The sequence below is a fragment of the Psychrobacillus insolitus genome (genome assembly GCF_003254155.1).
Taxonomy (GTDB): Bacteria; Bacillota; Bacilli; order Bacillales_A; family Planococcaceae; genus Psychrobacillus; species Psychrobacillus insolitus.
Genome location: NZ_QKZI01000002.1, coordinates 28,106 through 46,029 on the forward strand (window position 1 = coordinate 28,106; position 17,924 = coordinate 46,029).

Here is a 17,924-nt window from a genome sequence, read left to right on the forward strand (position 1 = left end):
TCACGCCATTTCATTCATATTTATCAAACTGTTACTTTTCATTTGCTATTTTTTCAACAGCTGGAATGTCTGCAGGTGCAAAATCGAGTTGTGATAGATTTTCGCGAGTTACCCATTTCATTTCAGCATGTTCTAATGCGATAGGTGTACCTTGTAATAGTTTTGCTTTATATGTTTCAAGTCTGACAATAACCTTCTCATATTCATAAGTGGTATCCTCGACTTTTTCCCCAACTTCAATGGAACAATCAAATTCCTCTGTTATTTCACGTTTTAGTGCTTGTTCTGGTGTTTCATCACCTTCAATTTTTCCACCAGGGAATTCCCAATAGTTTGCTAATGTCATTTCTGGACCTCTTAATGCACAAAAGATTTCTTTATTTTCGTTTTCAATTATTGCTCCAACGACGTGGACTGATTTTTTCATTTTATTCACCCTAAAAAGTATTTGATAATTCTATCATAAAGGATTTCCATGGAAATTGGCATTCTAAATTTACTAATTGTGGTAAATTAAAAGAAAATTAATTAAAAGGAGTTCAAAAATGCTAAACAGAAATACAACAGTAGAGGTAAGTTTGGAAACGCTTGATGCATTGATTGAAATGCAAAGTGAATTGGCAAAAGTAGAGTCTCCGAGAGTGAAAGTTTTGTTGAGTCGACTAATTGAGAATTTGAAATCAGCTGATGAGATGGAGTTGTACCGTGTTTGTGACGAGTGTAGTAAATTAACGCGTGAAGGCTATGTAATTGAATCATGCGAATTTTATTGTTCGAAGGAATGTCTGCATCAGCATGTTTCAGCGGAGGAGTTTGAAAAGTTGTATTCGGATGGTGAGGGGGACAGTTATTGGACGAATTGGTATTAATTTATATATAAGCCCCACTATCTTTATTTGTAGTATTAACGTGGCTTCTACTTTAATATGTAATCTTAAATTTCTCGTATCTTTTTTTATTTTCTTTACAAGAGCCATTTTTCTTTTTTTCCAGAGAGAAAAATTAATTACCAAGTGAAAATATAGTTTGAATTTAGTTCCTAATGTATTCAATATTCTAAATACCTTATATTTTTCCATTAACCATAAAAAATAACCCATCCTTGAGTTAGCGCTCAGATGGGTTAATCCTATTTGTCAGCCAATCCCCTTGAGGGAACCGCTATTATACTTGACTACTTGATGTTATCGCATCAAGTGGTCTTTTTTATTGTACTCAGATGTTATTTCTAGTATACGTTTAAATTCGTGTTTTTTCAAGTTATCGGGCTAAGTATGGGAGTCATGGGATTTACTCCATGGTGTTCAGTGTCTTTTGGGAGTCGCGTTCAGCTGTTAGCCACAAATTGAAGAAGCATTTGAGTCTAACAGCTGGACGCTTAGTGTGTTTGTTTGGCGTGTTTTTGTAAAGCTACCCTGTGTTAGCCACAAATTGGAGAAATATTTGAGTCTAACACAGGGAAGCTGCGCGGTTCGTCTCGCTTGGTTTTGTTCAGGGAGCTTGTTTTGTAACTTCTATGACCTTATGTTGGAAAAAATTCGTCTCGGTGTTAAGTGGTCTTTTTGATATTAAATCTGAGTTGTACATTTCCAAATACTCCTGCCTTACTCTTTTACATAGGCTTTGAAAACACCTGTAACAGTTTTTCATATGCCTATGTATATTGGAAAGAAGGAGGTTATTGATTATGAAAATATGTGTAACGTGCAAGGAAGAATTTGAATGGGAAGCGTTTGGTTGGCATGGTGGAGAGGAAGAGTTCTGTTCTGTTGCTTGTTTACCAGAAGGGGTATTGGACAAGCCGTATGCTTTGAATTATGTAGGGTTAACTGAGTCTTATCAGGACTTAGAAAGTCAACTTCCCATGAAGTCTTATTTTGATCAACAAGAGATATTGAAAGAAATCAACCCATTTATTATTCAACTAGAGGAATACAATTTTGGTGACCTGGAAGGGTCTTTTTATAAAAAGGCGTTACGAGAGTTGTTCGATAAATTTTTGGGGCTTCAGGAAAAGGTAGAATCTTGTTTTTTGAAAAAAGAGCAGCTCCTCATTGATTATGGATTTTATATCGGTTGGGAATCCATCTGTATGGAGACATCGCAGGAAGTTGCAATAGAATTACAAGTGCTATTACAGAAGCAATTAGATCGTTTTGACGATCAACCGACGATTTTATATAATCAGGAGCTAGACGGGGTGAGTGAATCTCAAAATATACTCTACTTTAATGAAAATAATTGGTCATATATAGAAGATGGAATTCATCCTGATATTGAGCATTTATATGAAGTAAGTAAGGCTTTTTTGCTCCTGTTTTTACGGATAATCCTGATAGCATGTTCTCCTATGTGGAACTAGCTAGATGTCCGAAGTGCGGAATCATGGAGCCTTTGGAGGATTTCGGCTATAAGGACTATTATAATATTTTAGGTTGTTGGTCTTGTTAAAGGATGGGTTTATTCTTTATATTTTTTTGACCCTGTGTTAAAAACAAACACGTTAATTCAAACAATCGTGATTGTTTCTAACGCAGTGGTGCTATAATGCTCTACATAATAAACTTATTAACAAGTTATACCCAAAATCCTTTTGGTATAAAAATTTTATGGGACTTCATTTTTGATGGTCTCCATAAAACCATGATTTTCTCTAAAAAGATGGTTCTTTCAAAGTATTTCCAAAGATTTTATAGACTTATACACAAACTATCCCCAATTTCTATAAAGTATTAAAAATTAACGGTAATGTGTTGGAAACTATTTGAATTACTATTCAGATGGATTTATTTCTGACGCACGGACACAATTTTTTCCGTTTTTATAAGTAGTGAGATGATTGCAAAACATGTATATAATTCAGGGAGGTTCAGATGCCATATATTTGATATAACAGGGAGGTTTTTAGATGAAAAAAGTGGATGTAAGCGAGCGTTTAATAAAACAAGTGATAGAAGATCGACGTTATCTTCATCAACATCCAGAATTATCGGGAGAAGAATTTGAAACAAGTAAATATATTCGAAACCGACTAGAAGCATTAAATATCGACCTATTGGATTTTCAAGCACCTAGTGTAGTTGGTTTTGTGAAAGGGTCAAAAGGGAATAAAACAATCGCTTTAAGAGCGGATATGGATGCGCTGCCAATTACCGAAGAAGGGGAAAAATCTTATATATCAAAAACTCCTGGGGTAGCACATATGTGCGGACATGACGGTCACACGGCGGTATTGTTAGCAGTGGCTGACTGGTTATCAAGGGAAGGAAATGAAGTGGAGCCGAATATCGTTCTTATTTTCCAATCAGCAGAGGAAATTACGCCAAGTGGGGCTAATCAGCTTGTGAAGCAAGGAGTCTTAGAAAACGTGGATGCAATCTTCGGTATTCATCTCTGGCAAGGGCTAGAAAAGGGTAAAATCGGTCTTGCGCATGGACCGATGATGGCTTCGGTCGATGACTTTGAAATTACGATTCAAGGGTCAGGGGGTCATGGATCCATGCCACATGAAACGGTTGATCCTATTTATGTAGCTACCCATTTGATCCAAGCTTTTCAAGGTATCATTAGTAGAAAGTTGAATCCGATTCATCCAGGAGTAATTTCAATTGGAAAAATTGAAGCAGGAAACACTTATAATATTATTCCTGATTCTGCAAAACTAATTGGTACGATTAGGGCGTTGTCGGTGGAAGTTGTCGATACGATTCAAAACCAAATGGTTCAATTAACAGAAGGACTTTGCAAGGCATTTGATGCTAAGGGAAAAATTGATTTTATCGTAGGGACACCACCACTTGTCAATGATCTGAAGGAATCTCAATTTGTCGAATCTGTCATTCGGCAATCATTTGAGGACGATGTATTCGAATTAGTTGATCCGGTTATGGGAGCAGAAGACTTTTCCTATTATTTACTTCAAAAGCCAGGAGCGTTTATTTTTGTAGGGATGGGTGGAGAAAAGAGTATGTATCCTCATCACCATCCAAAATTTGATCTCGATGAGGATGTTCTTCCGGATGCGATTAAGTTATTTATAGAAATCATTAAAAATTACAAATGATGCGATTTTTGACCCTGTGTTAAGTTTGTTTCTGGAGCAGGTTGGCAATTCTGGTGCTCTATATAACATACTTATTAACATTCTATCCCCAAAATCCTTTTGGCACTAAAATTTTGATAGGATTTCGTTTTTGATGGCCTCCAAAAACCATGATTTGATTTAAAAAGATGGTGTTTTCAAGGTATTTTCGTAGATTATATAGACTTATACACAAACTGTCCCCAATTTTAGAAGGTGACAGGGGGAGTATTTGATACATGAATAATCGTGGTAACTTTTGCAGTATTAATCGTTTCAATTATTTCATTTACCCATAAAAATAACCCATCCTTGAGTTAGAGCTCAGATGGGTTAATCCTATTAGGCAGCCAAGCCCTTAATTATCCTTGACCATTAGATATATATCTTGTTGTATCACGTAAGTAGGGATACAACTTTCCTCTCTACAAGTCAGATTCCTCTTTTATTTCAAGGATACGCTTTACGGGTAACCCCGTTATCTTTGAAATAAAGTCTACATCTAAATTCTCCTCCAAAGATTTACGAACAATTTCCTCTTTTTCCGCTAGTCTCCCTTGTTCTAATCCTTCTTCTCGTCCTTCTTTTCGACCTTTATCTCTCCAAGAGTTCGGCAGTTCAAAAAATTCTTCGGCGTTGTCAAATTGATTGATTTGTTTCACTAGTTCTTCCTCCTCTTTTTCCTCAAGTTTTAAGTAGTATTTGAAAAAGCCATCGTAAATTCGTCTTTCGTATTCCTATTTTATTGTATGAAAATACAGCAATCGGCAAAATCAGTTTTTTAAGTTTATTATATAACAAACTGTAATACTGGAACATTTCTTGGTTGAAATGGGATGGATACAAACCTTGTGGCTCAATATGAACAATAATAGCTGTTTAAAACTTCTGATACAGGGCCACAATTTTAATTCTCTTCATAAAACATACTTATTAACATGATATCCCCAAAATCTTTTTGGCACTAAAATTTTGATAGGATTTCGTTTTGCTGGTCTCCATATAATCACTATTTTCTCTAAAAAGATGGTGCTTTAACAGTATTTTCAAAGATTTTATAGACTTATACACAAACTGTCCCCAATTTCTATAAAGTAGTAAAAATTCACGGTATTGTGTTGGAAACTATTTGAATTACTATTCAGATGGGTTAATCCTATCTGTCAGCCAATCCCCTAAAGGAACCGCTATTATAATTTGCCCACTTGATGTTCACGCATCATGTGGTCTTTTTTTGTTCTCAGATGTTATTTCAAGTTATCGGGCTAAGTATGAGAATCATGGAATTACTCCATGGTGCTCCCAATCTTTTGGTAGTCGCACCCAGCTGTTAGCCACAAATTGGAGAAATATTTGAGCCTATCAGAGGGAACTTATAAAATAATTATCGTATAACATTAGTGATTAAAGGTTATACAAACGATTGACAAATGGATTGGACGATGTTATTTTTAATGTAACAAATAGTTTGAAAACAACAACTTATTAGGAGGCGAAGAGAGTGTACTTATTGAAGACCTATGTCACAACGTTCATTGTCTTTTTCATAATAGACATCATATGGCTAGCTTTTATATCTAAAAACTTATATCAAGAAAAGGTTGGACATTTGATGAAAGTCGACGTGAATTGGGTCGTAGCAGGTCTTTTCTATCTATTGTTCATAGCGGGATTAATATTCTTCGTGATCAATCCAGCACTTGCACGAGATAGCTGGAAGTACGCTCTTCTAGTCGGCGGATTTTTTGGAATAATTACTTATGCAACATACGACATGACGAATCTAGCAACCTTAAAGGATTGGCCAATTCTAATAACAGTTATAGATATTATTTGGGGAACTATACTATGTGGCTTAACTTCGATGATTACATTCTTCGCTATGAGCCATTTCGGAGGTGCGAAAGAATGACTGTTCAAATTATAAATAGCGAAAAGCTATATGCTGCTTTTTTAGCTGGAGCGCGTGAAGTTATTAAACAAAAAAACGAACTAAATAAAATCAATGTGTTTCCAGTAGCTGATGGAGATACCGGCACCAATCTAGCATTTACTATGCATGCCATCATTGAAGAAGCGAGATTAGAAGACTCTGCTAAAAAAACGATGGAAACCATTGCAGAAGCTGCTTTGGTCGGTGCTAGAGGGAATTCTGGTATTATCTTTGCTCAATTTATCAACGGTTTATATATGGGGTTAGACGATAAGGAGGATATTTCTGTCAAAGGATTTTCCCGCTCTGTAACAAATGCAGTAACGTATGCACATAAAGCTATTTCCAATCCTGTAGAAGGAACGATGATTACCGTTATGCGTGATTGGGCCAACTCATTAGACGATTTAAAGGATATAGCAACAGACTTTATAGAAGTATTTTCTAAATCGATGATTATTGCAATTCAATCATTAAAGGATACGCCAAAGAAATTAAAGGTGTTAAAAGATGCTTCCGTCGTAGATTCTGGGGCAAAGGGATTTGTACATTTCCTAGAAGGGTTTGGAAGCTTCATCCGAACTGGTAAAACTAGTAAATCTCCAGTAGAAGTGGAGAAAAACATTATAGAGTTTACACAAATTCATACACATGATACCCATGATTTAAGCCACAGGTATTGCACAGAAGCACTTGTAAAAGGAGAAAGTCTAGACTTGGATAGGGTTAGAATGACTCTAAATGACCTAGGAGATTCTCTTATAGTAGCTGGTAATGAAAATAAAATGCGCATTCATATTCATACAAATACACCGGCAGACTTGTTTCGTCGTTTAAAATACTTTGGACATATTATCCAACAAAAAGCAGATGATATGCAAAGACAATATGAAGCAGGTCATGCGAGAAAGCATAAAATAGCCCTCGTGACGGATTCTATAGCAGACCTTCCAAAAGATTTGATGGACAAGCATCAAATTCATATGATTCCTTTGAATCTTATCGTAAATGAGAGCAATTACTTAGATAAATTAACAATCACCCCATCATATTTATATGAGCTAATGGATAACGCGGATCACTATCCAACTTCGTCCCAGCCAACACGGGAGGCGGCGGGTGATTTCTTAAACTTTGTATCTACCAACTATGATTCTATTATTGTCGTAACAGTCTCCAAGCAAATGAGTGGGACATTTGAAACGATTACGAAAGCTGCAGAAAAGCTACAAAAAGCTGGGAAGAAAATTGCGATTATTGACTCTAAGTCCAATTCGGCTGGACAAGGATTAGTCGTATTAAAAGCAGCGGAATTCATTGAAGCGGGCAAGTCTTTTGAAGAAGTTGTGAACCAAACAGAAAAAGTAGTACGAAACACGAAAATATTTGTTCATGTCAAAACGTTAAAATACATGGTTAGATCTGGTCGTATCAGTAAGATAACTGGTTTAGTAGGTAAATTGATGAATCTGAAACCAGTCGTTTCCATTGATGAAGAGGGACAAGGCATCATTATTGGAAAAGCATTAAGTGATAGTTCTAGCGAAAAGAAAATGCAAGCACTTGTAAAAGAAATAGCGCAAACAAAAAATATAACGGAATACTCAATCGTGCATGCCGACGCAGAAGAACAAGCAAGTCAATATGCAAAGGTATTTACGTCATTAATTGGAAGAGAGCCAACGTACATTACTAGTATTTCATCCATTGTTGCAATGAATGCGGGTGTTGGGTGTGTGGCAATAGCTGTAACAACAGATTAAGGGGTGCTTATAAATATGACCATATATATTGAAATATTACTTGTATTATTGGCATTTTTCTTTGTCGTATTTTTAATTGGGCAAGCCAAAAAGAATAATGGTTTAGTAGATATTGCATGGGGTTTAGGTTTTGTTATTGTTGCGGTTTATAGCTTCTTTGCAAGTGAATTTCAAACAGAACGTGCGGCAGTTATTACAATTTTAGTGGCCTTATGGGGGCTTCGTCTCGGGTATTACTTATTCCGTAGAAACTGGAGTAAGGCTGAAGATTACAGATACGTGAATATGCGTAAACGTTGGGGTACGACTAAATCGAAATACGTGAAGATATTCTTAAATGTATATCTTCTTCAGCTTACCCTCCTGTTCATCATTGCGCAGCCGATTATAACGGTAAATAAATCCTCGGAAATGGGATTAGGATGGTTAGATTATATTGGTATAGCGGTATGGATCATTGGATACATTTTCGAGGTAGTAGGAGACAGCCAGCTTAAAGCGTTTATTAGCAAACCGGAGAATAAAGGAAGATTGATGAAATACGGATTGTGGAAATACACGCGCCACCCAAATTACTTTGGGGAAGCAACTATGTGGTGGGGGATTTTCATTATCTCGCTATCCGTTCCAAACGGCTGGACAGGCTTTTATAGTCCACTAATCATTACATTGCTATTACTATTTGTATCAGGCGTTCCATTGCTCGAGAAAAAATACAAAAAGCATCCCGAATGGCCGGAATATGAAAAAACGACTAGTAAATTCATACCGATGCCACCAAAACAAGCATAAAGTAGCCTGTGTCAGGAACATAATTTTAAATATTTGACCACTTGATGCGTACATATCAAGTGGTTTTTTAAAATAATGGCGTGAATACCTTTGTAAAAAAGAGAGGAGACGAATGCTAACGGTTACTGTTACTTATCGCAAAACTAGAATTTACACACAAATAGAGAAAGCTGTTAGCGGATAAGCGAATAGAGGGCTTTTCTCCACAAACGTTGAAGGCTTACAGTTAAAGTATTTGCTACTAATTGGTTAATTTAAGGATGTAGAAAACGAAAAAAAGAAGACCAAGAGAAAAAGTGGTTGAAACCTTGTAATTTCAAGGTTTCAACCACTTTTCCGAATCTAACATATTTAGATTGTGTTAAATTCGGAAGTTTTTTAAGTAAACTTTAATACATCTACTACCCTTTTTCATCGGATAATAATGTAGAGCGATCATCCAAATAACGATATAAAGTAGATTTACTAATTCCAGTCGCTTCTTTTATGTCATATAGCGTATAAGTCTTACTGTCATACATTGCAAAAGCCAGCTCTAATTTGGCATCTGCTTTTCGTGGCCGACCAATTGATTTGCCCTGCTGTTTAGCATCTTGTAGCGTAAATGTAGAAGAATGGCTTAGAAATTTAAATTGTAAATTTACAAAAAAAGTAGCACTTTGAAGAAGTGTTGCTTTTTGTATCGTTTGATTGGTTAATTGTTCATCGACGAAGTGAATGGTGATTTGGTCTCGTTCTGCTAGTCGTAAAATATCTAAAAACTGCTGCAGGGAATCAGCTAATACTACAATATTTTGGACGAACAGTTCGTCATATTTTTGGACAGTCATTAATAATTGTTCAAGTTCTGTTCTTTTCCTGGCAAGTCCATGAGTCTCTTTAATTAATGTATCAATAAAAAGTTCATTTAATTGATGGGTACATTGTTGATCCAAGACAATCGGACGGATATATCCGTATTTCATTTTTTTGCTCCTAACCTCCCAAAACTTATAACTTATGGGACTTAAAGTGATATGATATTAATATTCAAACATTGGTACAAACTTTTTCGTTATTTTAAACATCATGAGAGGGGAACAGATATGAATACACTAAAACAACAGTGGTTTGGGAATGTGCGTGCTGATATTTTAGCAGGTATTGTTGTAGGACTGGCACTCATTCCTGAAGCATTGGCTTTTGCGTTCATTTTGGGTGTAGATCCACGTGTCGCGTTATATGCTTCGTTTACAATTGCGGTCGTTATTTCGTTTGTAGGTGGCCGAACTGGTTTAATTTCAGCTGCGACAGGTGCGATGGCTTTAGTGCTCGTCAGCTTAATGGCGAATCATGGCCTACAATATGTACTTGCAGCCACAATTTTAACAGGAATTATTCAAGTCATACTCGGAGGATTTGGTGTTGCGAATTTAATGCGATTCATTCCAAACTCCGTCATGCTTGGATTTGTGAATGCACTAGGAATTATGATTTTTATGACGCAAATGCCTTACTTACTTGGGGAAAGCATTATGACCTACATATTTGCGATTGTTACATTAATTTTAGTATATGCGATTCCGCGATTTTTCACAGCTATTCCTGCACCTCTTATTGCGATTGTCGTGATGACAAGTATTGCACTTATAAGTGGTGTGAAATTACAGACTATAGGTGATCTGGGGACGATGCCAAATTCATTACCAGTTTTTTTCCTTCCAGATATTCCATTTAACTTGGAAACGTTAATAATTATTTTACCTTATTCTTTGGCTTTATCAATTGTCGGTTTATTGGAATCATTACTTACATCCCAAGTATTGGATGATATGACTGATACGTCGAGTAATAAAAATAAAGAAGCACGTGGACAAGGGATTGCCAATTTTATCACTGGTTTTTTCGGTGGGATGGCAGGTTGTGCTTTGATTGGTCAATCAATCATCAATATTAAATCAGGTGGACGAGGACGCTTATCGACATTGACCGCGGGTGTATTTCTAATGTTTTTAATTATCATTTTAGGTGATGTTGTTATCAAAATTCCGATGCCCGTTCTAGTCGGGGTGATGATAATGATTAGTGCTACAACATTTAATTGGGGTTCGTTTAAGTTTCTGAAACAAGCACCTAAATCGGAATCACTTGTTATGCTCATTACAATTGCGATTATTTTATATACACATAATTTAGCGATTGGTGTTGTTATTGGCGTTATATTAAGTACGTTATTTTTTGTTGGAAAAATTTCTCGCGTGACAGTCACACATGAAAAGGATGAATATCAGGTAAAAGGTCCTTTGTTTTTTGCATCAACTACAAAATTTATTCAGTCATTCGATAACGTTTCAGAAAATGAAATCGTCATTAATTTTGAAAATAGTCAGCTGTGGGATGAATCTGCAGTAGCTGCAATATATAAAGTGAAACAGAAGTTTGAGAAAAAAGGTGTAAAGGTACAGATTCAAGGGTTAAATTCTTCAAGTGAACAATTATACAAACGATTAACCTAAGGGAGGAATCTACATGAAGATTACTGTAGCAATTGATGGGTCAGAAAATGCTTTACGTGCAGCAAAACATGCTATTACGCTCGCTCAATACTTACCTGAGGCATATTTAGAGGTTATTTATGTATCGGATTATAATAAGGCGAAAGATGAGAGGCTGTTATCACAAAGTCTAGATAGCTTAACACTAAAACGAGAGCAAAAAGTGCATCCTATTATAGAACTAGCAAAAGACGTCGGAGTGAAGACGAAGATTACCATGTTAAAAGGTAATCCGAGTCAAGAAATAATAAATTATGTGAATTCAGAAGAAATTGACCAACTTGTCATCGGAAGTCGCGGCTTAAATACTTTTCAACAAATGGTACTCGGTAGCGTCAGTCAAAAAGTATTAAATCATGTCAACTGTCCAATTACGATTGTTAAATAAAGAACTTTCATTCCCAATACTATACAACATGATGACTGGTGAGAAATTGAGTAATAAGAGCTTGTTCAGATTTATCTGTGGTGCGGCCCAAAGGTTATTACCAGACCGTCTTAAGCGCTCAAAACAGCGAAAGATAATCTGCAATACGCAAAATTAGAAAAACTTCAACTGATTTCGAAATTAAAACACGAGTTTTTTGTTACTGACTCATTCCCAACTATTATCAAGGAAAATTAAAGCCATTAGAAGCTTTTACCTGGGATAATTGGGACCAGGTAGAGACTGTGGAAAGAACGAAAAAGTCTTATGAAACTGTAAAAGAGTTGTTTTTAAACTACTGACTTAGAAATATTTACGTTTGTTTCTGATTTAGGGGAATAATATATAGTTAAACGCTGCGAAGGAATTACTTCGCGGCTTTTTTGTTTTTATAGAGAGGGATTGTGTAACTGTAGAGGGTTTGTGTGAAACTTGAGAGTCTCCTCCACATTTGGGGCAGTAATAGAAACGTGCGCTTTTGTTAATTAGAAATATTGACACTAATTCAAGGGGACAGAAAATAGTATTATGATAATATATTAATAAGCATAAGTGATGATTTTCAACTGGAGGAATTTATATGTATAGTTTTAAAAATGATTACACGGAAGGGGCTCATCCGAGGATTTTACAAGCATTAATAGAGTCGAACTTTGATCAAGAAGAAGGGTACGGAAGGGATCGCTTCACACTAAAAGCGATTAGTCTCTTAAAAGAGAAAATGGCGAATCCTAATGTTGATATTCATTTAGTATCGGGCGGGACGCAAACAAATTTAACAGCAATTTCCGCTTTTTTACGCCCACATGAAGCGGTAATAGCTACTACTGCGGGTCATGTTTTTACGCATGAAACTGGTGCCATTGAAGCTACGGGTCATAAAGTCATTTCGGTAGAAACGGAAGATGGTAAACTGAACCCCGCCAAAATTATAGAAGTATTGAATTCCCATACGGATGAGCATATGGTGAAACCAAAGTTAGTGTACATATCAAATACGACGGAAATAGGTTCTATCTATAATAAGCGTGAACTGACGGACCTGAAAGCTTTTTGTGAGGAATATAATCTATTTTTATATATGGATGGAGCAAGACTTGGATCTGCTTTGTGTTCTGTTGATAACGACTTGCAGCTTAGTGACATTCCTGCTCTTGTAGATGCTTTCTATATTGGCGGAACTAAGAATGGCGCACTTTTAGGAGAGGCATTAGTCATTACAAGAAATTCATTAAAAGAAGATTTTCGTTTTCATCTGAAGCAAAAAGGAGCTCTTTTGGCGAAAGGGAGACTGTTGGGTATTCAATTTTATGAATTGTTCCGGGATGATTTGTTTCTTGATTTGGCTAAGCATGCCAATAAGATGGCGAATATCCTTAGTGAAGGGTGTAGAAATGCCGGTTTTTCATTCTTGATCGATTCACCATCAAATCAACTATTTCCGATATTCCCAGATACTCTTATTGCAGAGCTACAAAAAAGTTATTCGTTTTATGTATGGGAACAGATCGACGCTACGAATTCTGCGGTTCGATTAGTTACCTCATGGGCAACAAAAGAGGAAGAGGTCCGAGCTTTCGTTGAAGAGATTAACAGAGTAGGGAAGTAATTAACTTTTGGGCCTGTTTCCGACACAAACAAGTTAATTCAAATAATAGTGAATATTTCCATTTTCATATTATCTCCAACTGTGCAAAATAAACATAATTGTTTTGATATCAGAGAAGTTAAGGTTCAAGTGATTACTTGAATAGCGTAATAATCTAAAGTAGACTACTAATTATGATAAAGAGACAACTGAGGAGTGATATGCCGATGGAAATTTCTATTACAAAAGCTTTACGCGAGTTAAAAACATTGGATGCACGCATTGTAAAGAAGATTAACGAAACAACCTTCGCAGCGTCAAAAAAACCAAAAGAGAATATTCGTGGTTTTAAGACAGTTGATGAGTTCGAAAAGGAAGCGAAAGAAAGTATACAATCAATAAAGGATTTGATGAACCGTAGAAAACAAATCAAAAAATCGATTGTAGAATCTAACGCCACAACTTTGGTCGAAGTTTCAGGAGTCAAAATGACGGTGGCTGACGCAATCGAGCGAAAAAACTTTATTGAAATCGAAAAAACACTCCTTCGTAAAATGAACAGTGATTATGCTCAATCTCAAGAAAGGGTAGAAGTTAATAACGAACTTGCCCAAGATAGACTAGACACACAGCTAAATAACATGATTTCTAAAGATGGTAAAACAGACTTAACTGCGGTTGAAGGCTATAAAAAGTTGTTTTGGGAATCGGAAGAAACGAAATTAATTGACCCAATCAGTATAAAAGAAATTGCGACAAAAATGGCACTAGATATTGAGTCTTTTGAAGATGACGTGGATGTAGCACTAAGTGAAATTAATGCACGCACGTTAATCTCTATTAACCAATAAATAAGTTTGGAAACTTGCTGTTATAGTGAAAAAGAAGAAAGTTTCCCCGCTTGCAGGGTCTGGGTTAATCCCTGCTCTCACAATGAACTTTTGCGAATGCCATAAAGCTTAAAGTTCAACCTTTAAAGCTGAAAAATTAACATTCAACTCTCTTATATCCTAACGTTCAATATTCAGCGATAAACATTCTATAAAATCTCGGGTAACAGGTGCCGTAGGACTTGAAACTTCCTTTCTTCCCCTCCGAGCAGCTATGACAGCACAAAAAGAGTGGTCCCTAGGGATCGCTCTTTTTGTAATTTAATTCATTGACCCTATGTTTGTTTTAACACAGGGAAAAACAAGTTAATCCCCTCATGCTAAGATTTTATGTAATAACAATTTCAATAACTCTTCTGTTGTTTCTGGTAATTGCTCTGGCAAACTTAATGGATTTTTCATGTCTATTCCTCCTTTTTTTCTTGTATTCTATTATCAATATAGGCAATCTATTTCGAATTTATACATAAAACTAGTAAAAAAATTTATGAATCTCTTAAAAAGAGACTTAAACCAGCTATTTGACGTTTTCTTATCGATTCTATATTATAGTGATATACCCGAACTTGATCGGGAGAGGTTCATAGCTGATACCCTCTATAAAAAACTATGGATACATGACTTTTCGCCATGTCCATTTTAATTGGACGTGGCTTTTTTGTTTTTATCCTATGGATTTAGATAGATTGGTTGGATGTACCTCTTTTGAAAGTATTGGGAGACAACTTTTTTGGAGGTTTTTTATTATGTCTGGCAGAAGTCAAGATGAAGGTTTAAAAGATTTAACATTGTTAGGTAACCAAGGTACAAAATATTCATTTGATTATGCTCCTGAAATACTGGAGTCGGTAGATAATCTTCATTCTACTCGGGATTATTTTGTTAAATTTAATTGCCCAGAATTTACAAGTTTATGTCCAATTACAGGTCAGCCGGATTTTGCGACGATGTATATCTCGTATATTCCGGATAAAAAAATTGTAGAGAGTAAATCGTTAAAATTGTATTTGTTCAGCTTTAGAAATCATGGTGATTTCCATGAGGACTGTGTGAATATCATCATGAACGATTTAATTGAATTGCTAGATCCTAGGTATATTGAGGTGTGGGGAAAATTCACTCCACGTGGAGGTATTTCAATTGATCCGTGGTGTAATTATGGAAGACCCGATACTAAATATGTAGAGATGGCGGATTTCCGTTTAATGAACCATGATCTTTATCCAGAAAAAATTGATAACCGATAAAGTGAAACTTCAATAAGTGGTGGGTTCTTCAATCCCCACTTACGTTTATGCGCTTGGCAAAGCGTTGAAGTGGAAGTCTTACTGCCCGTTAGTGTGGGATAAATGAATAATCCTTTTTGAAGGAAGAGGTTTTAGCTACCCTCTTAAAAAAACTAAGAAGATAACAGCATTCTTTCTTAGGATGCTGTTTTTTCGATATAAGGGAGTTTTGAATAATGAAGCAGGAAAAAGCGATCATTGTGTTTAGTGGTGGTCAGGATAGCACGACTTGTCTATTTTGGGCAAAAGAACGTTTTAAAGAGATTGAGGCAGTTACTTTCGATTATGGTCAAAGACATAGTCTCGAAATCGAATGTGCCAAGGAGATAGCTAAGGAGCTTGGTATAAAGCATCACATACTAGATATGTCTCTCCTAAATCAGCTTGCGCCAAATGCATTGACGCGTGATGACATAGTGGTTGAGGATGGAGGAGAAGGTGAGTTACCGTCAACTTTTGTACCTGGTCGTAATCTGCTCTTTCTTTCATTTGCTGGAGTTTTAGCGAGCCAAGTAGGAGCGCGACATATCGTTACTGGAGTGTGTGAAACTGATTTTAGTGGTTATCCGGATTGCCGAGATATTTTTGTTAAATCGTTAAATGTAACGTTAAATCTATCGATGGATACATCTTTTGTGATTGATACACCGCTTATGTGGTTGAACAAGGCTCAAACATGGGAGCTTGCTGATCAGCTTGGAGTGCTGGAGTTTGTTCGAGAGAGAACGTTGACCTGTTATAACGGGGTAATAGCGGATGGCTGTGGTGAATGTCCAGCGTGCAAGCTGAGAAAAAGAGGGCTTGATGAGTATTTAAGCTTCAAGAAGGGGTCCTAAGGCATGACGGGTTTTAGAATTGTCGATAAGCTTCAAAAAATAGATGAAGATATTCAAAGTAGTCAATTAAAGTATCATTCAAAGCGTGTTCTCGTCAGCAAGGAATTTACCTTCGATGCTGCTCACCATTTACATAATTACGAGGGGAAATGTAAAAATTTGCACGGACATACGTATCGTGCTGTATTAGGATTGAGTGGATACACGGATGAACGCGGTTTGATGATTGATTTTGGCGATATAAAAGAAATATGGAAACAAAAGATAGAGATATATTTGGATCATCATTATTTGAATGAAACACTTCCCGCCATGAATACGACGGCAGAGAATATCGTTGTCTGGGTTTATGAAAAGTTGGCTGAACACCTGCTTGATGAGCAACGATATAATGGGGCGCGTGTTGAATTTATCAGATTGTATGAAACTCCGACAAGCTATGCTGAAGCAAGACGGGAGTGGATGGAAGTTGAGTAAGGTACCCGTTATGGAGATTTTTGGACCGACGATTCAAGGCGAGGGAATGGTAGTTGGCCAGAAGACGATGTTTGTGCGGACTGCAGGCTGTGACTATTCCTGTTCCTGGTGTGATTCATCGTTTACATGGGATGGTAGCGGTAAGCATCTTATTGTCCAAATGACTGCAGAAGAGATTTGGTCTGAGTTGAAACGTCTTGGAGGCAGTGGTTTTTCATTTGTCACGATTTCGGGTGGGAATCCGGCACTCCTTCGAAATTTGGATGCACTTATTGCTATTTTAAAGGAAAACAACATAAAAATAGGAGTGGAGACACAGGGAAGCAGATGGCAGGAATGGCTGTATGATATCGATGAACTGACGATTTCACCAAAGCCTCCCAGTTCCGGAATGACCACGGACTTTTCTGTGCTCTCGGATATCTTCGAAAAGCTTAATAATCAAAATAACGAGCAGCATACATCCCTCAAAATAGTCGTTTTCAATCAAGTAGATTATGATTATGCCAAACAAGTTCACCTTCGATACCCGACGATCCCTTTTTATCTCCAGACTGGTAATGATGATATCACGACGACCGACAACCCACAGCTAATCAGCCGTTTATTAGGGAAATACCAAGAGCTGATCGACTGGGTGATTGAGGATGAAGAATTAAGAGATGTCAAAGTACTGCCACAGCTGCACGCCCTTGTTTGGGGAAATAAAAGAGGCGTGTAGTGGTCAGAAGAAAGAAAGTATTTAATTTTACTGGAGGAGTAACATCATGAGAATCTTATTTTATTTAATATCAATAGTGACTGCTAACGTAGTAACGGCGGCATTTGCGCCATTACAGTTCGGCGTGTTTATCGTACCTATGGGAACGCTATTAATTGGAGCGACCTTCATTTTTCGAGATCTTGTACAAAACAAATATGGCAGAGCACAGACATACATATTCATTTTTGTAGCTTTGGCATTTTCTGCATTGGCTTCATTTATATTAGGAGATACCTTGTTGATAGTCGCAGCATCCGCGATTTCATTTATTGTCGCTGAAACAGCTGATACCGAGATTTATACAAGGTTGAAACTGCCAATGGCTTGGCGTGTGTTCTATAGTGGGATTGTTGGAGGATTTTTGGATTCTGTTATTTTTGTAGTAGTTGGGTTAAGTCCGCTTGGAGCCAATTTCCTTCCGTGGGAAGCGGTACCAGCTGCTATTGTAGGGCAAATTATTGTGAAGACTGTCATTCAAATGATTGGTGCACTGATTTTGAATCAAGTATATGTGATTAAAGAAAGACGCCTTATTTCTGAGTAATTTAGAGTGA

At 36.7% G+C, this 17,924-nt stretch carries 18 protein-coding genes and 1 riboswitch; of the genes, 15 read left to right on the plus strand and 3 right to left on the minus strand.

Going from position 1 to position 17,924, the window contains the following annotated elements:
- Positions 1 to 31: 31 nt before the first annotated feature.
- The gene (locus tag C7437_RS07355) at positions 32 to 427 is read right to left on the minus strand and encodes a (deoxy)nucleoside triphosphate pyrophosphohydrolase (RefSeq protein WP_111439041.1); all 396 of its coding nucleotides are present in this window, start codon (positions 425 to 427) and stop codon (positions 32 to 34) included.
- Positions 428 to 545: 118 nt separating this feature from the next.
- On the opposite strand from C7437_RS07355, the gene C7437_RS07360 reads away from it, so the two are divergent.
- From C7437_RS07360 to C7437_RS07370, 3 genes are all read left to right on the plus strand, one after another.
- Entirely contained in the window at positions 546 to 869 is a 324-nt protein-coding gene (locus C7437_RS07360) for a hypothetical protein (protein ID WP_111439042.1), read from the plus strand.
- A gap of 818 nt (positions 870 to 1,687) precedes the next feature.
- Complete coding sequence (locus tag C7437_RS07365; protein WP_111439043.1) at positions 1,688 to 2,362, plus strand: hypothetical protein; 675 nt, start codon at positions 1,688 to 1,690, stop codon at positions 2,360 to 2,362.
- Between the two features lie 546 nt (positions 2,363 to 2,908).
- On the plus strand, positions 2,909 to 4,063 hold the full coding sequence (locus C7437_RS07370; RefSeq protein WP_111439044.1) for a M20 metallopeptidase family protein: 1,155 nt from the start codon (positions 2,909 to 2,911) through the stop codon (positions 4,061 to 4,063).
- 443 nt (positions 4,064 to 4,506) lie between these two features.
- On the opposite strand, the gene C7437_RS07375 is transcribed toward C7437_RS07370, so the two are convergent.
- Positions 4,507 to 4,743, minus strand: coding sequence for a hypothetical protein (locus tag C7437_RS07375; RefSeq protein WP_111439045.1), 237 nt, complete (start codon positions 4,741 to 4,743; stop codon positions 4,507 to 4,509).
- An 839-nt stretch (positions 4,744 to 5,582) separates the two neighbouring features.
- Here C7437_RS07375 and C7437_RS07380 point away from each other — a divergent pair.
- From C7437_RS07380 to C7437_RS07390, 3 genes are read left to right on the plus strand one after another with little or no spacing between them, the layout of a single operon-like run.
- Positions 5,583 to 5,993 (plus strand): DUF2177 family protein, encoded by a 411-nt coding sequence (locus C7437_RS07380; RefSeq protein ID WP_111439046.1) that lies wholly within the window; start codon positions 5,583 to 5,585, stop codon positions 5,991 to 5,993.
- Positions 5,990 to 7,777, plus strand: coding sequence for a DAK2 domain-containing protein (locus tag C7437_RS07385; protein ID WP_170122339.1), 1,788 nt, complete (start codon positions 5,990 to 5,992; stop codon positions 7,775 to 7,777). The genes C7437_RS07380 and C7437_RS07385 overlap by 4 nt, the downstream gene beginning before the upstream one ends.
- A gap of 15 nt (positions 7,778 to 7,792) precedes the next feature.
- Positions 7,793 to 8,569, plus strand: a complete 777-nt coding sequence (locus C7437_RS07390; RefSeq protein WP_111439048.1) for a DUF1295 domain-containing protein — start codon at positions 7,793 to 7,795, stop codon at positions 8,567 to 8,569.
- A gap of 401 nt (positions 8,570 to 8,970) precedes the next feature.
- On the opposite strand, the gene C7437_RS07395 is transcribed toward C7437_RS07390, so the two are convergent.
- Positions 8,971 to 9,534, minus strand: coding sequence for a helix-turn-helix domain-containing protein (locus C7437_RS07395; RefSeq protein WP_111439049.1), 564 nt, complete (start codon positions 9,532 to 9,534; stop codon positions 8,971 to 8,973).
- Positions 9,535 to 9,654: 120 nt separating this feature from the next.
- On the opposite strand from C7437_RS07395, the gene C7437_RS07400 reads away from it, so the two are divergent.
- The 9 genes from C7437_RS07400 (at position 9,655) to C7437_RS07440 (ending at position 17,914) form a co-directional block, all read left to right on the plus strand.
- Complete coding sequence (locus C7437_RS07400; protein WP_111439050.1) at positions 9,655 to 11,064, plus strand: SulP family inorganic anion transporter; 1,410 nt, start codon at positions 9,655 to 9,657, stop codon at positions 11,062 to 11,064.
- Between the two features lie 13 nt (positions 11,065 to 11,077).
- A complete protein-coding gene (locus tag C7437_RS07405; RefSeq protein ID WP_111439051.1) occupies positions 11,078 to 11,491 on the plus strand; it encodes a universal stress protein in 414 nt (137 codons plus the stop codon).
- A gap of 619 nt (positions 11,492 to 12,110) precedes the next feature.
- On the plus strand, positions 12,111 to 13,139 hold the full coding sequence (locus C7437_RS07410) for a threonine aldolase family protein (protein ID WP_111439052.1): 1,029 nt from the start codon (positions 12,111 to 12,113) through the stop codon (positions 13,137 to 13,139).
- Between the two features lie 206 nt (positions 13,140 to 13,345).
- Positions 13,346 to 13,969 carry a hypothetical protein gene (locus C7437_RS07415; protein ID WP_111439053.1) on the plus strand — a complete coding sequence of 208 codons (624 nt, stop codon included), beginning with the start codon at positions 13,346 to 13,348 and terminating at the stop codon, positions 13,967 to 13,969.
- 609 nt (positions 13,970 to 14,578) lie between these two features.
- Positions 14,579 to 14,625, plus strand: a riboswitch (PreQ1 riboswitch).
- Positions 14,626 to 14,754: 129 nt separating this feature from the next.
- On the plus strand, positions 14,755 to 15,255 hold the full coding sequence (queF, locus tag C7437_RS07420) for a preQ(1) synthase (protein WP_111439054.1): 501 nt from the start codon (positions 14,755 to 14,757) through the stop codon (positions 15,253 to 15,255).
- Between the two features lie 215 nt (positions 15,256 to 15,470).
- Positions 15,471 to 16,130: a 7-cyano-7-deazaguanine synthase QueC gene (gene queC / locus C7437_RS07425; RefSeq protein ID WP_111439055.1), complete on the plus strand. Its 660-nt coding sequence runs from the start codon at positions 15,471 to 15,473 to the stop codon at positions 16,128 to 16,130.
- 3 nt (positions 16,131 to 16,133) lie between these two features.
- The gene (queD, locus tag C7437_RS07430; RefSeq protein WP_111439056.1) at positions 16,134 to 16,607 is read left to right on the plus strand and encodes a 6-carboxytetrahydropterin synthase QueD; all 474 of its coding nucleotides are present in this window, start codon (positions 16,134 to 16,136) and stop codon (positions 16,605 to 16,607) included.
- Complete coding sequence (gene queE, locus C7437_RS07435; protein ID WP_111439057.1) at positions 16,600 to 17,328, plus strand: 7-carboxy-7-deazaguanine synthase QueE; 729 nt, start codon at positions 16,600 to 16,602, stop codon at positions 17,326 to 17,328. Before queD ends, queE begins: the two co-directional genes overlap by 8 nt.
- 46 nt (positions 17,329 to 17,374) lie before the next feature.
- On the plus strand, positions 17,375 to 17,914 hold the full coding sequence (locus C7437_RS07440; RefSeq protein WP_111439058.1) for a VUT family protein: 540 nt from the start codon (positions 17,375 to 17,377) through the stop codon (positions 17,912 to 17,914).
- Positions 17,915 to 17,924: the final 10 nt, after the last annotated feature.

Coding starts and splice junctions, on each gene's coding strand:
- C7437_RS07355 (WP_111439041.1), bottom strand. CDS start 427: ATGAAAAAATCAGTCCACGTCGTTGGAGCAATAATTGAAAACGAAAAT.
- C7437_RS07360 (WP_111439042.1), top strand. CDS start 546: ATGCTAAACAGAAATACAACAGTAGAGGTAAGTTTGGAAACGCTTGAT.
- C7437_RS07365 (WP_111439043.1), top strand. CDS start 1,688: ATGAAAATATGTGTAACGTGCAAGGAAGAATTTGAATGGGAAGCGTTT.
- C7437_RS07370 (WP_111439044.1), top strand. CDS start 2,909: ATGAAAAAAGTGGATGTAAGCGAGCGTTTAATAAAACAAGTGATAGAA.
- C7437_RS07385 (WP_170122339.1), top strand. CDS start 5,990: ATGACTGTTCAAATTATAAATAGCGAAAAGCTATATGCTGCTTTTTTA.
- C7437_RS07390 (WP_111439048.1), top strand. CDS start 7,793: ATGACCATATATATTGAAATATTACTTGTATTATTGGCATTTTTCTTT.
- C7437_RS07395 (WP_111439049.1), bottom strand. CDS start 9,534: ATGAAATACGGATATATCCGTCCGATTGTCTTGGATCAACAATGTACC.
- C7437_RS07400 (WP_111439050.1), top strand. CDS start 9,655: ATGAATACACTAAAACAACAGTGGTTTGGGAATGTGCGTGCTGATATT.
- C7437_RS07405 (WP_111439051.1), top strand. CDS start 11,078: ATGAAGATTACTGTAGCAATTGATGGGTCAGAAAATGCTTTACGTGCA.
- C7437_RS07410 (WP_111439052.1), top strand. CDS start 12,111: ATGTATAGTTTTAAAAATGATTACACGGAAGGGGCTCATCCGAGGATT.
- C7437_RS07415 (WP_111439053.1), top strand. CDS start 13,346: ATGGAAATTTCTATTACAAAAGCTTTACGCGAGTTAAAAACATTGGAT.
- queF (WP_111439054.1), top strand. CDS start 14,755: ATGTCTGGCAGAAGTCAAGATGAAGGTTTAAAAGATTTAACATTGTTA.
- queC (WP_111439055.1), top strand. CDS start 15,471: ATGAAGCAGGAAAAAGCGATCATTGTGTTTAGTGGTGGTCAGGATAGC.
- queD (WP_111439056.1), top strand. CDS start 16,134: ATGACGGGTTTTAGAATTGTCGATAAGCTTCAAAAAATAGATGAAGAT.
- C7437_RS07440 (WP_111439058.1), top strand. CDS start 17,375: ATGAGAATCTTATTTTATTTAATATCAATAGTGACTGCTAACGTAGTA.